The organism is Achromobacter sp. UBA4530, assembly GCF_002388205.1.
Lineage (GTDB): Bacteria > Pseudomonadota > Gammaproteobacteria > Burkholderiales > Burkholderiaceae_B > Achromobacter > Achromobacter animicus.
Genome location: NZ_DGMA01000025.1, coordinates 321,286 through 333,828, shown reverse-complemented (window position 1 = coordinate 333,828; position 12,543 = coordinate 321,286). Strand labels below are relative to the sequence as shown.

The window sequence follows — 12,543 nt, the reverse complement described above, 5'->3', positions numbered from 1 at the left end:
CAGTTCGTCATGCCCCGTCATTCAGTCCTTGCCGCTAAGCGGCCGCCCCACTCATTCCGCCGCCTCGCGGGCAGTTCCCGCCTGACCTGCTCGGCGCGTGTCGTGCAATTGGCGATCGCGGGTGGCGTGGCGGTCCTGGCGGTCAACGCGCCGGACGCTGCCGCGCAGTCCGCGGCAGCTCAACGACCCGCCGCGACCGCGACGCGGCATTACGACATTCCCGCCGGCCCGTTGAGCACGGTGCTCGCCCGCTTTGCCAGCGAGTCAGGCGTGCTGGTCGCCGGCGCCGGCGAACTCGCGCAGGGCAAGCAAAGCCCGGGCGTGTCGGGCGACCTGGACCCGCGCGCCGCGTTGAATGCCTTGCTGGCGGGCACCGGCCTGGCCGCATCGCCGGCAGAGGGCGGCAGTTATGTGCTGCACCGCGCGGCACCCGCTGGCGTCGCCACGCTGGCGCCCGTCACTGTCCAAGCCGACGGCTTTGGCGCCACGGAGGGTTCGAACAGCTACGCCATGACCGGCCCCTTGTCCTTCGCCACCGGCCTGCCGCTCACCCAGCGCGAGACGCCGCAGACCATCAGCGTCATGACGCGCCAGCGCATCGAGGACGAGGGCGTCGACAGCATCGAGGCACTGCTGGACCGCACGCCGGGCATCTCGGTGCAGAACATCGGCACAGGACGGTTCTCGATTCTTTCGCGCGGCTACAACATCGATAACTATCAGTTTGATGGCGTCCTGACCGCGACCGACATCGTGTCGCAGAACATCCCGCAGAGCCAAACGGACCTGGCCATCTATGATCGCGTCGAGGTCCTGCGCGGCGCAACGGGGCTGATGACGGGGGCGGGCGATCCCTCGGGCACCGTCAACCTCATCCGCAAGAAGCCCACGCGCGAATTCCAGGGCTATGCCAGCGTGGCCGCAGGCACCTGGGGCCGTGGCCGCGGCGAACTGGACGTGGGCGGGCCCATCAACGACGCCGGCACCTTGCGCGGCCGCTTCGTCGCTGCGCACGAGCAGGGCAACACGCATATCGACTATTACAAGGAAAACAAGTCGGTTTTCTACGGCGTGCTGGAGGCCGACCTTACGCCGAACACAATGCTCACGGCGGGCATCGACTACCAGAACAACGATCCGCGCGGACAGTCGTCGACCGGACTGCCGCTCTTTTACGCTGACGGTCAACAGACCGATTTCAAGGCGTCCGACAACGCCGGGGCACGCTGGAACACCGACGAGCTCAAGGTCTACAACGCCTTCCTCAACCTCGAGCACAAGTTCGCCAACGACTGGAAGCTCAAGTTTTCGGGCAACTACCTTCACGGCAAGCGCGAGTTTTCGTCGGCCGACGCCAGTTGGGGTTTCGTCGAGCGCAATACGGGCGAAGGCGTGCAGTTCTATGGCGGCCTGGGTAGCGCCCGCCAGCGCCAGACCGGCTTCGACGTGCAGGCGGCCGGACCATTCGAATTGTGGGGAAGGCAGCACGAGTTCGTCGTGGGAATGAATTGGGCGGAGTTCAATAACTATCACGAGCCGGCCGACGACGACATCGAAGGCCGTGACGTCAACATTTACACCTGGGGCAACGACACTGCAGGGCCTACCGCGTCAGGCCAGAAACTCATGGATTACGACGGCTGGCAAAAGCAGCAGGGCGTCTATTCCGCGTTGCGCCTGAAGCCCACAGACGACCTCGCCGTCATCGTGGGCGCGCGCGTCAGCAACTACCGCTACAAGCTCTCGCAGATCTACACGTCGCCCGCGCTGGCGCGAAACAACAAGATCACGGAAATGAGCGAAAGCGGCGTTGTCACGCCCTACGCCGGCATCGTCTACGACCTGAACGACCAGCATTCCGTCTACGCCAGCTACACCAGCATCTTCAAGCCGCAAAGCGCCCGCGATCGCAATGGCAACGTGCTGGACCCGCGCACCGGCGACAACTACGAAATCGGCTTGAAGAGCGACTACTTTGGCGGCCGCCTCACCAGCGCCATCGCGCTCTATCAGATCCGCCAGGACAACCTTGCCGAAGTCGACGAAGGCCAGTTCGTGCCCGGCACCGTGCGGGAACCGGCGTACCGCGCCGTCAGCGGCGCCAAGACGTCGGGCCTGGATATCGAGTTCAACGGCGAATTGGCCCCCGGCTGGCAAGCCGCGCTCAGCTACAGCTACAGCATCACCAAAGACGGCGAGGGCGGGACCATCCGAACGATCTTCCCGCGCCACATGGCCAAGCTGTGGACCACCTACCGCCTGCCCGGCGACTGGCACCGCCTGACCCTGGGCGGCGGCGTCAACTGGCAAAGCCGCATCTACTACAGCGCCACCACCTGGTCCCTGCCGGGCGTGACGCTCAAGGGCGAGCAGCCCGCCTACGCCGTCGCCAACCTGATGGCGCGCTACGACTTCAACCGCCAGCTCTCGGCCACGCTGAACCTGAACAACGTGTTCGACAAGAAGTACCTGCAGGGGCTGGACACCACCTTCTACACCGGGATCTACGCGCCTACCCGCCACGCCATGCTGACATTGAAGTATCAGTTCTGACCTGGGAGGCCGCGCCCGCGCCCGACCTGCTTCGGTGGGAGGGGGGAAGGCTGACGTGGGCGGCCAGGCGACCGGAGCTGCCTGACGCGGCCACCCTAATGCGAGTAAGGTACGGGAAAGGCCGTTTCGCCTGGCACGCCGGCCTGTGCCCCCAGCAGGAACCGAACACCATGAAGATTCATCACGCAGCGCTGCGCCTGCTGCTCGCCGGGGCGGCCATCGCAGCCCTCGCCGCCTGCGCAGAGACCCCGCAGCAACCGCGAAACAACGTGGACTACCGCAGCCGGCCGCTGGATTCGCCGGCGGGTTCCAACAACAACGCCAACCCGTCCGGCCAGCGCCTGACGATTCAATCGGGCGAGGGCGAACGCCTGAATCTCCCCTGGTTCATCGAAGGAGCCCAGGACTGGGTCAACCGGCAGTGACCCAAACGAAAAAAATCCTCAAGGGTCTGCACCCTTGAGGATTTTTGGTTTCAGCTGACGTTGCTGAACGGAATTTGGTGGAGCCGGGGGGAATTGAACCCCCGTCCGCAAGCCCTCCGCAACCAGTTCTACATGCGTAGTCGATTTATTTGGTTTTAACTTTGGACTTAGCCAACCGACAGGCCGGACCAAAGCGATTCACGTAATTTAAATCTGAGCCGTGTGACCCCAGCGCAGACCGATTCCTTGTGAATGTCGCTGCTGCGGTTCGAGGGTTACCCCCCTAGGAAGTTGCCTTCCTCCGCCTGACCCAAGGACAGATCAGTGCAGCGGCTCACCGCTTAAGCGGCGAGAGCGAAACGCTCGTCGTTGGCGTTTGTAGTGTTCCAGTGGTTTAACGAGCGTACTGGTGCTCGGCATGCCCTGAGTTGTTTCGCGACCCACGTCGAATCCGGATCGGCCCCAAGACCTTCCATTGTACTGCAAATGCAAGCGCCTGCCATCCTGTAAACCCAAGCGGTGTCAAGCGTGGCGGGGGCGAGACAAGCTTGGCGTCAGGCCGCGTTGGCGCACGCCGCCTTGGATTGCCGCCGGCCCCGGGACGCCGCCATCATTAGCGCGGCCAACCCTACGGAAACCGCCACGATGACGGCCGCGGCGCCGCCCAGCGTCGCCAGGCCATAGTGGTCGATCACATGTCCGCCAACCACCGCGCCCAGGCCGATGCCGATGTTCGCGCCGGAGATGTTCAGCGACGCGGCAAACGCGGGCGCCTCGGGGGCGGACTTCATCAGCCGTACGTGGCAGACGATGAAAAGTGCGGCCTGCGCGATTCCCCAGATGCCCAGCGCGACAGCCAGCAGGCCGTGCGACTGCATGACCGGCGCGACGAACGCCAGGCCAACCGCCATCAGCGACGAGAACAGCGCCGTGGCGCCGAGCGGGCTGCGGTCCACCAGGCGTCCGCCCAGCGTGTTGCCCACCAGTCCAACGGCGCCAAACGCCATCATCGTCCAGCCGACGGTCTCGCCGTCAAAGCCGCCCAGCCGCTCCAGCATGTCGGCAAGATAGGTATAGGCCGTAAACATGCCGGTGAAAACCAGCAGCGACAGCACCACATGGCTCACAACGATGGGTTTGCGCAGGATCCGCAGCTGCGTGACGAGGCGCACGCTGTCGGCGCGGATGCGCGTGCTGGGGAAGGTCAGCAGCAGTAGCAGGGCCTTGGCAAACGCCACCACGGACAGCACCCAGAACGCGGCGCGCCACCCGAACGCGTCCGAGATCAGCACACCGATCGGAATGCCGAATACCGTGGCGGCCACGATGCCGAACGCCACCGTCGAAATGGCGCGTCCGGCGCGCGCGGGGCCCACCAGTTCAACGGCGGTGGCGCTGGCCAGCGACCAGAACACCGGCAGGGCCAGCGCCGGCACAAAGCGCGCGATCGCCATGATCCAGATGTTGGGCGCCACGGCGGCCAGCGCGTTGGACAGGCCAAACAGCACCAGCACCCCGATGAACAGGCGCTTGCGCTCCATGTTGGCCATCAGGGCGGTGAGCAGGGGGCCGGTCGCCGCGACCGTAAAGGCAAACAGCGTCACCAGCAGGCCTGCCTGGGAAACGGTCACGTCCAGATCGCGGGCAAGCCCGGGCAGCAGCCCCACGATCAGGAACTCGGTGGTCAGGATGGTGAAGCCGGCGGCGGAAAGTAGCAGGATGGGCAAAAGCATAGGCATTCCTTGGACGCGAGGCCGGATGGCGCCGCGCGGGCAGGGAGTTGAAGGCAAGGTCAAAAGGTCGGGCGTGCGCCGCGTCAACGTAGCGGGCACGGTGCGGCGGGACGCGGAGGTCCGCCAGCACGGAGATGTCGTCGCCGCCTGCGAGAGGCTGCAACGCCGGCATGAGCCGGAAACGGAGCGATCCGGACAACCCGGATCGCGATGCACGGTTCACACTTTAGGGGAGATCGCCGGCCGGATAAACCCCCGGCATCCGGATAGATTGTTCGGCCTGCTGCACTAATTCGGCCGAACAATCGCGGGCAGCTGCGGCGTCATCAGCGAGAATGCCGCGTTGGAAGGTGCGTCATCACCGAAGGCGGGCGTGACCGAAGGCGGGGCGGACGGGCAAAGGGCCCATCCTCGAAATTTAGCGCAAGTCGCGGGGCAGCAGCGGCTCGATGGCGGACCAGAGTTCCTCTGGCGAATTCGCGCAGGTTTCAGCCTGCCAGGCAATGACGTTGTCGTCTTCGCCGACATAACCATAGGCCGCGGCGACAGCGGGCATGCCCGCCGCGTGGGCGGCCTGGATATCGCGCAGGTCATCGCCGACGTAGACGCAGCGGTCGGTCTCAAAACCCGCTTCGCGCGCGGCGTGCTGCAAGGGTAGGGGATGCGGCTTGGCGTGGGCAGTGGTGTCGCCGCAGACCAGCACGGCGCTGTCGCGCGTCAGGTCCAGGAATTCGACGATGGGCAGGGTCAGGTAGGTGACCTTGTTGGTGACGATGCCCCAGGACATGCCACGGTTGCGGATGTCGGCCAGCAGGTCTTCGATCCCGGGGAACAGCTTGCTGTGAACCGTCGAGCTGGCGGCGTAGTCTTCCAAAAACTGCAGGCGGGTGGGCTCATAGTCTGCGTCGCCCGGTTGCAGGTTCAGCGCGACGCGCAACAGTCCGCGCGCGCCCTGAGATGCCACGGGACGCAGCGCCTCGTATGCCATCGGCTCCAAGCCGCGGCGGGTGCGCTGACGGTTCGCGGCGGCTGCCAGGTCGGGGGCGGTGTCGGCCAGGGTGCCGTCGAAATCGAACAGGATCAGGGCGCTCATTTACGGGTTGCCATCAGATAGTTGACCGAGGTGTCGGAAGTCAGCGAGTAGATCTGGGTGATCGGGTTGTATTCCATGCCGCGCATGCTCACCGGTTCCAGGGCCGCGCCGCGCGCCGCCGCCGACAGCTCGCTGGGCTTGATGAACTGGTCGTAGGTGTGGGTGCCGCGGGGCAGGAGGCGCAGGACGTACTCCGCGCCGATGATCGCGAACACGAACGACTTGGCGTTGCGGTTCAGCGTGGAAAAGAACACCCAGCCGCCAGGTTTCACCAGCGTCGAGCAGGCGCGCACGATCGAGGCCGGATCCGGCACGTGCTCCAGCATTTCCATGCAGGTCACCACGTCGTACTGACCCGGCTGCTCGGCAGCCAGTTCTTCGACGGGCACCTTGCGGTACTCCACCTTCACGCCCGATTCCAGGCCATGCAGGCGCGCGATCTTCAGGGACTTGTCGGCCAGGTCGATGCCGGTTACATCGGCGCCGCTGCGGGCCATCGCTTCCGACAGGATGCCGCCGCCGCAACCTACGTCCAGCACCTTGCGGCCGGCTAGGCTGCCGGCGCATTCCTGAATCCACTCCAGCCGCAGCGGATTGATGGCATGCAGCGGCTTGAACTCGCTTTCGGGGTCCCACCAGCGGCTGGCCAAGGCGCTGAACTTGTCGATTTCGGCCTGATCGGCGTTGACGGAGGCTTGCGCGGTGTCGTGAGTTTGCGTGTTCATGGGCGGTCCGGCGTAAAGCTGCTCTATATATAGAGGGGTCCAGCGCGCTAGGCGAGGAAGGGGCTTGCCGATGCACCAGAGGGGTGCATCGCAGGCGAAAAAAAGGGCCTCGCTATGCGAGGCCCCCTTATTGTAGCTAGTCCGGCAATTACTTGCGGCTACCCACGATTTCGATCTCAACGCGACGGTTCTGGGCGCGGCCTTCCTTCGTCTTGTTGGAAGCGATCGGCTGCAGTTCGCCCTTGCCTTCCGTGTAGATACGGTTGGGGTCGATGCCCAGGCTGACCAGGTAAGCCTTGACCGAAGCGGCGCGGCGCTCGGACAGCTTCTGGTTGTACTGTTCGGTACCGATCGAGTCGGTGTGGCCGACGGCGATGATCGTTTCCAGATCGATGGTGCTGGCTTGCTGAGCGACTTGCTGCAGCAGTTGGCGACCTTCGGGCTTCAGGGTCGACTTGTCGAAGTCGAAGAACGTGTCAGCATTGAACACGACCTTTGCCGCCATCGGGGCCGGCTTCGCCTTCTGTTGGGCAACCGGGACGCCGTCGCAACCGGGGATACCGGTGGCCGGGGTCCAGAAGGCATCGCGCCAGCACAGTTCGTTCGTGCCGTTCTTCCAAACGTTACCGAACGGGTTGCGCCAGTTGTCCACGGTTTGCGCGGAAGCTACACCAGAGGCCGTGACGGCGGCGAAGGCGAGCGCCAGAGCGAATTTGGAGGGTTTGTTCATGTTTCTCCTCGTTGAGCTTGAAGCTGGATAAGTGACTCGCAGCGAACCCCCGCCGCATATCAGGAAAACGGGGCCAGTATAGCAACGCCAAGAGCTGGTTCAAAGGAATAGCTACTGGGTTTCCTGCGTGCTGGAAACAATCTTAAGGCATTTGGGGGGCTTTGGCTTCCCTGGACAGGCGCATTAATGCTGGATATGACGTTTTCGGCACTCCTGCCGTTTCCCATGTTGGTTTTTGACAACAGGGCCGCAGGGCGCGGGTGGGCGTGGCCGGGCGGCGTTTCTGATCGGTCCGTCGCGGCCCGCTTTCGGCGCCTTCGGACGGCCCATCGGACCGGTCCCCCAATCGAATGATAGAATTTCCTGTTTACCCGGCCCGGGTTCCTCCTTACACGATTCTGTCGTTATATATATGGATTCCTTTGCCAAGGAGACGCTTCCGGTATCGCTGGAAGAAGAGATGCGCCGCAGTTACCTCGATTACGCGATGAGCGTGATCGTCGGTCGGGCGCTACCGGATGTGCGGGACGGCTTGAAGCCTGTCCACCGGCGCGTGCTCTACGCGATGCACGAGCTGAACAACGACTGGAACCGCGCCTACAAGAAGTCAGCGCGTATCGTCGGGGACGTCATCGGTAAGTACCACCCCCACGGCGACCAGTCCGTGTACGACACCATTGTCCGCATGGCGCAGGATTTCTCCATGCGCTACATGCTGGTCGACGGCCAGGGCAACTTCGGTTCCATCGACGGCGACAACGCCGCGGCGATGCGTTACACCGAAATCCGCCTGGCCAAGATCGCCCACGAGCTCCTGGCCGACATCGACCAGGAAACCGTCGACTTCGGACCCAACTACGACGGCAGCGAACAGGAACCCCTGCTGCTGCCGTCGCGCCTGCCCAACCTGCTGGTCAACGGCAGCTCCGGCATCGCGGTGGGCATGGCGACCAACATTCCGCCGCACAACCTCCAGGAAGTGGTCGACGGCTGCCTGTACTGCCTGCGCAATCCGGCGTGCACGGTCGATGAGCTGATCGAGCTCATCCCGGCGCCGGACTTCCCCACGGGCGGCATCATCTATGGCATGTCCGGCGTGCGCGAAGGCTATCGCACGGGTCGCGGCCGCGTCATCATGCGCGCCAAGACGCACTTCGAAGACATGGAGAAGGGCAATCGCCAGGCGATCGTGATCGACGCGATTCCCTACCAGGTCAATAAGAAGACGCTGCAGGAACGCATCGCAGAGCTGGTCAACGACAAGAAGATCGAAGGCATCTCCGACATCCGCGACGAGTCGGACAAGGACGGCATGCGCCTTGTCATCGAGCTCAAGCGCGGCGAAGTGCCCGAGGTCGTGCTGAACAACCTCTACAAGAACACCCAGCTGCAGGACACCTTCGGGATGAACCTGGTGGCGCTGGTCGACGGCCAGCCCCGCCTGCTCAACCTGAAGCAGATGATCGACTACTTCCTGCAGCATCGCCGGGAAGTGGTCACGCGCCGCACGGTTTTCCAGTTGCGCAAGGCCCGCGAGCGCGGCCACGTGCTGGAAGGCCTGGCGGTGGCGCTGGCAAACATCGACGATTTCATCGCGATCATCAAGGCGGCCCCGACTCCTCCTGTCGCCCGTCAGGAACTGATGGCGAAGTCCTGGGATTCGTCGCTGGTGCGCGAAATGCTGTCGCGCGCCGACGGCGACACGCCGGGCGGCCGCGCGGCTTTCCGTCCGGACGATCTGGGCGTCGAGTTCGGTCTTCAGGGCGACGGCCTGTATCGCCTGAGCGATACGCAGGCCCAGGAAATCCTGAACATGCGCCTGCAACGCCTGACCGGGCTGGAGCAGGACAAGATTGTTGGCGAGTACAAGGACATCATGTCCACCATCGCCGACCTGCTGGACATCCTGGCCCGTCCCGAGCGCATCACGACGATCATCAGCGAAGAGCTGCAGGCCATCAAGGCCGAGTTCTCGACCGGCGCCAAGGATTCGCGCCGTTCGGAAATCGAACTGAACGCGACGGAACTCGATACCGAAGACCTGATCACGCCGACCGACATGGTCGTGACGCTGTCGCACGGCGGCTACATCAAGAGCCAGCCGCTGTCCGAGTACCGCTCGCAAAAGCGTGGCGGACGCGGCAAGCAGGCGACGGCCATGAAGGAAAACGACTGGATCGACCAGCTCTTCATCGCCAACACGCATGACTTCCTGCTGTGCTTCTCGAATCGCGGCCGTGTGTACTGGCTGAAGGTCTGGGAAGTGCCGCAAGGCACGCGTAACTCGCGCGGCAAGCCGATCGTCAACATGTTCCCGCTGGCCGACGGCGAGAAGATCACGGTGGTGCTGCCGGTCAAGGAATTCAGCGAAGACCACTATGTCTTCATGGCGACCTCGCGCGGCACGGTCAAGAAGACCCCGCTGTCCGACTTCTCCAACCCGCGCAAGGCCGGCATCATCGCCGTCGACCTTGACGATGGCGACTACCTGATCGGCGCGGATCTCACCGACGGCAAGCACGACGTCATGCTGTTCTCGGACGCCGGCAAGGCCGTGCGCTTCGACGAAAACGACGTGCGTCCGATGGGCCGTAACGCCCGCGGCGTGCGCGGCATGATGCTCGAGGACACGCAGACGGTCATCGCGCTGCTGGTCGCCGGCGACGAAACGCAGACGGTGCTGACCGCCACGGAAAACGGCTACGGCAAGCGCACGCCGATCGCGGAGTACACGCGCCATGGCCGCGGCACGAAGGGCATGATCGCCATCCAGACCACCTCGCGTAACGGCAAGGTGGTGGGGGCGGTGCTGGTCACGCCTACCGATGAGATCATGCTCATCACCACCGGCGGCGTCCTGGTGCGCACCCGTGTCGCGGAAATCCGCGAAATGGGCCGTGCGACGCAGGGCGTCACGCTGATCAACGTCGACGACGGCAGCACGCTGTCCGGCGTGCGCCGTGTCGTCGAAAGCGACGCGGACGATGACGGCGAACTGGACGAAGACGGCCAGCAAACCGGTGGCGACGACAGCAACGACGCAGCAGATTCGACGGAACCTACGGAGCAATAATGGCCCGCCCCTGGAACTTCTCGGCCGGCCCCTCGGTCTTGCCCGAGGTGGTGCTGCAGCAAGCCGCTGCAGAAATGCTGGACTGGCACGGCAGCGGCATGTCCGTGATGGAAATGAGCCATCGCGGCAAGCATTTCGTGCAGATCTGCGATGAAGCAGAGTCCGATCTGCGCGACTTGCTGGGCCTGCCGGCCGATTACGCCGTCATGTTCATGCAAGGCGGCGGTTCCGGGGAAAACGCCATCGTTCCCATGAATCTCATGGGACGCCGCGGCGCGCCAGCCGCGGATTTCGTCGTGACGGGCCATTGGTCCAAGCGTTCGTACAAGGAAGCCGGCCGCTACGGCAGCACGCACGTCGCGGCCAGCTCCGACCACGCCACCCAGATTGACGGCCGCGAACAGGCGCCGCTGACCTGGGTGCCTCCTGCCGATACCTGGCAGGTGCGCAAGGAATCGGCCTATCTGCACCTGTGCAGCAACGAAACCATTGGCGGTGTCGAATTCCTGGACTGGCCCGACACCGCTGACCTCGGTGCACCCGACGTGCCTCTGGTCATCGACGCCTCTTCGCACTTCCTGTCGCGCCCGATGGACGTGTCGCGCTGCGGCATGATGTACGCCGGCGCGCAGAAAAACGCTGGCCCGGCCGGCGTCACCATGGTCATCGCGCGCCGCGACCTGATTGGCCAGGCCTTGCCGATCTGCCCCTCGGCGTTCGACTACGCCAACGTAGCGGCCGAACACTCGCGCTACAACACCCCGCCTACCTTCGCGATCTACATCGCGGGCCTGGTGTTCAAGTGGGTCAAGGCCAATGGCGGCGTGGCCGGCATGGAAGCCGCCAACAAGGCGAAGGCCGATCTGCTGTACGGCTACCTGGACAGCACCAGCTTCTACCGCAATCCCATTCACGCACCCGTGCGTTCGCGCATGAACGTGCCGTTCGTGCTGCATGACGAGTCGCTCAACGACGCCTTTCTGAAGGGCGCCGAGGCAGCGGGCCTCACGCAGTTGAAAGGCCACAAGAGCGTGGGCGGCATGCGCGCCTCCATCTACAACGCGCTGCCGCTCGAAGGCGTGGCGGCGCTGGTCGAGTACCTGAAGGAATTCGAGCGCCGCCATGGATGACGAGCTGCAGCGCAAGCTGCTTCCCCTGCGCAAGCGCATCGACGACCTCGATGCGCAGATTCTCGATCTTCTGTCGCAGCGCGCGCGCGCCGCGCTGGAAGTGGGCGAGGCCAAGCATGCCGCGCACGCCGATGGACCCGTGCTGCGTCCCGAACGCGAAGCCGAGGTCATCCGCCGCCTGCAGCAGATCAATCCCGGTCCGTTCCCGAACGCCGGCGTGGCGTCGGTCTGGACCGAAATCATCTCCGCATGCCGGGGCCTGGAGCGCGGCATGACCGTCGCGTTTTTGGGACCGCAGGGTTCTTTCTCTGAGCAGGCCGCGCTGGAACACTTTGGCCATGCGGTCCAGAAGCTGCCTTGCGCCTCGTTCGACGAGGTCTTCCGCGCCGTGGAAGCCGGCCAGGCCGACGTGGGGATGGTGCCGGTGGAAAATTCCACCGAAGGCGCCGTCAACCGCAGCCTGGACCTGCTGCTGAACACGCCGGTCAAGATCCTGGGCGAGCGTTCGCTCGTCATCCGCCATTGCCTGATGTCGCAATCGGGCGGCATGGACGGCATCAAGACCATTTCCGCGCACCCGCAGGCGCTGGCCCAGTGCCAGGGCTGGCTGACGCGCAACTATCCCGACGTCGAGCGCGTGGCCGCCTCCAGCAATTCCGAAGCAGCGCGCGCCGCCGCGTCGGATGCGAGCATCGCGGCCATTGCCGGCGAAGTGGCTGCGCCCGCCTGGAACCTGCAGATCGTCGCCGCCGGCATCCAGGATGACCCGCACAACCGCACCCGCTTCCTGGCAATCGGCAACATCGAGCCCCTGGTCAGCGGCAAGGACAAGACCAGCCTGATCCTGGCGGTGCCGAACCGCGCGGGCGCCGTCTATGAAATGCTGGCGCCCCTGGCCGCCAACGGCGTGTCGATGACGCGCTTCGAGTCGCGCCCCGCGCGCACGGGCCAGTGGGAATACTATTTCTACGTCGACGTCCTGGGCCATCGGAACGACCCGAATGTCGAGCGCGCCCTGGCGGCCCTGCAGGCGCAGGTTGCCTACCTCAAAGTGCTGGGTTCGTACCCGGCGCAGTGAATC

9 protein-coding genes and 1 other RNA gene are annotated in these 12,543 nt (G+C 64.6%); 5 read left to right on the top strand and 5 right to left on the bottom strand.

The genetic code is table 11. The features are described 5' to 3' along the window. The first annotated feature begins 102 nt into the window (after nt 1-102). Nucleotides 103-2,553 (top strand): TonB-dependent siderophore receptor, encoded by a 2,451-nt coding sequence (locus tag B2W22_RS18520; protein WP_286939109.1) that lies wholly within the window; start codon nt 103-105, stop codon nt 2,551-2,553. A 170-nt stretch (nt 2,554-2,723) separates the two neighbouring features. After that, on the top strand, nt 2,724-2,978 hold the full coding sequence (locus B2W22_RS18515) for a hypothetical protein (protein ID WP_175122842.1): 255 nt from the start codon (nt 2,724-2,726) through the stop codon (nt 2,976-2,978). A 75-nt stretch (nt 2,979-3,053) separates the two neighbouring features. On the opposite strand, the gene ssrA is transcribed toward B2W22_RS18515, so the two are convergent. The 5 genes from ssrA to ompA all read right to left on the bottom strand — a co-directional run bounded on the left by ssrA (nt 3,054) and on the right by ompA (nt 7,259). Beyond that, nucleotides 3,054-3,442, bottom strand: a transfer-messenger RNA (tmRNA) gene (ssrA, locus tag B2W22_RS18510). Nucleotides 3,443-3,532: 90 nt separating this feature from the next. Continuing rightward, the gene (locus B2W22_RS18505) at nt 3,533-4,711 is read right to left on the bottom strand and encodes an MFS transporter (RefSeq protein WP_175122841.1); all 1,179 of its coding nucleotides are present in this window, start codon (nt 4,709-4,711) and stop codon (nt 3,533-3,535) included. A 418-nt stretch (nt 4,712-5,129) separates the two neighbouring features. Further along, nucleotides 5,130-5,804 (bottom strand): HAD-IA family hydrolase, encoded by a 675-nt coding sequence (locus tag B2W22_RS18500; protein WP_175122840.1) that lies wholly within the window; start codon nt 5,802-5,804, stop codon nt 5,130-5,132. After that, on the bottom strand, nt 5,801-6,529 hold the full coding sequence (ubiG, locus tag B2W22_RS18495; RefSeq protein WP_105237922.1) for a bifunctional 2-polyprenyl-6-hydroxyphenol methylase/3-demethylubiquinol 3-O-methyltransferase UbiG: 729 nt from the start codon (nt 6,527-6,529) through the stop codon (nt 5,801-5,803). Before ubiG ends, B2W22_RS18500 begins: the two co-directional genes overlap by 4 nt. A 148-nt stretch (nt 6,530-6,677) precedes the next feature. Further along, nucleotides 6,678-7,259 carry an outer membrane protein OmpA gene (ompA, locus tag B2W22_RS18490; protein ID WP_056322232.1) on the bottom strand — a complete coding sequence of 194 codons (582 nt, stop codon included), beginning with the start codon at nt 7,257-7,259 and terminating at the stop codon, nt 6,678-6,680. 412 nt (nt 7,260-7,671) lie between these two features. Here ompA and gyrA point away from each other — a divergent pair, with 412 nt between their 5' ends. Genes gyrA through pheA form a run of 3 tightly spaced genes read left to right on the top strand, consistent with a single transcriptional unit; the run spans nt 7,672 to nt 12,540 of the window. Continuing rightward, nucleotides 7,672-10,332 (top strand): DNA gyrase subunit A, encoded by a 2,661-nt coding sequence (gene gyrA / locus B2W22_RS18485; RefSeq protein WP_175122839.1) that lies wholly within the window; start codon nt 7,672-7,674, stop codon nt 10,330-10,332. Continuing rightward, a complete protein-coding gene (gene serC / locus B2W22_RS18480) occupies nt 10,332-11,462 on the top strand; it encodes a 3-phosphoserine/phosphohydroxythreonine transaminase (protein ID WP_175122838.1) in 1,131 nt (376 codons plus the stop codon). The genes gyrA and serC overlap by 1 nt, the downstream gene beginning before the upstream one ends. Further along, nucleotides 11,455-12,540, top strand: coding sequence for a prephenate dehydratase (pheA, locus tag B2W22_RS18475; protein WP_175122837.1), 1,086 nt, complete (start codon nt 11,455-11,457; stop codon nt 12,538-12,540). Before serC ends, pheA begins: the two co-directional genes overlap by 8 nt. Nucleotides 12,541-12,543 lie beyond the last annotated feature (3 nt).

Bases quoted from the DNA above. Each gene is read 5' to 3' on its own strand.
- B2W22_RS18515 (WP_175122842.1), top strand. From the start codon at position 2,724: ATGAAGATTCATCACGCAGCGCTGCGCCTGCTGCTCGCCGGGGCGGCC.
- B2W22_RS18505 (WP_175122841.1), bottom strand. From the start codon at position 4,711: ATGCTTTTGCCCATCCTGCTACTTTCCGCCGCCGGCTTCACCATCCTG.
- B2W22_RS18500 (WP_175122840.1), bottom strand. From the start codon at position 5,804: ATGAGCGCCCTGATCCTGTTCGATTTCGACGGCACCCTGGCCGACACC.
- ubiG (WP_105237922.1), bottom strand. From the start codon at position 6,529: ATGAACACGCAAACTCACGACACCGCGCAAGCCTCCGTCAACGCCGAT.
- ompA (WP_056322232.1), bottom strand. From the start codon at position 7,259: ATGAACAAACCCTCCAAATTCGCTCTGGCGCTCGCCTTCGCCGCCGTC.
- gyrA (WP_175122839.1), top strand. From the start codon at position 7,672: ATGGATTCCTTTGCCAAGGAGACGCTTCCGGTATCGCTGGAAGAAGAG.
- serC (WP_175122838.1), top strand. From the start codon at position 10,332: ATGGCCCGCCCCTGGAACTTCTCGGCCGGCCCCTCGGTCTTGCCCGAG.
- pheA (WP_175122837.1), top strand. From the start codon at position 11,455: ATGGATGACGAGCTGCAGCGCAAGCTGCTTCCCCTGCGCAAGCGCATC.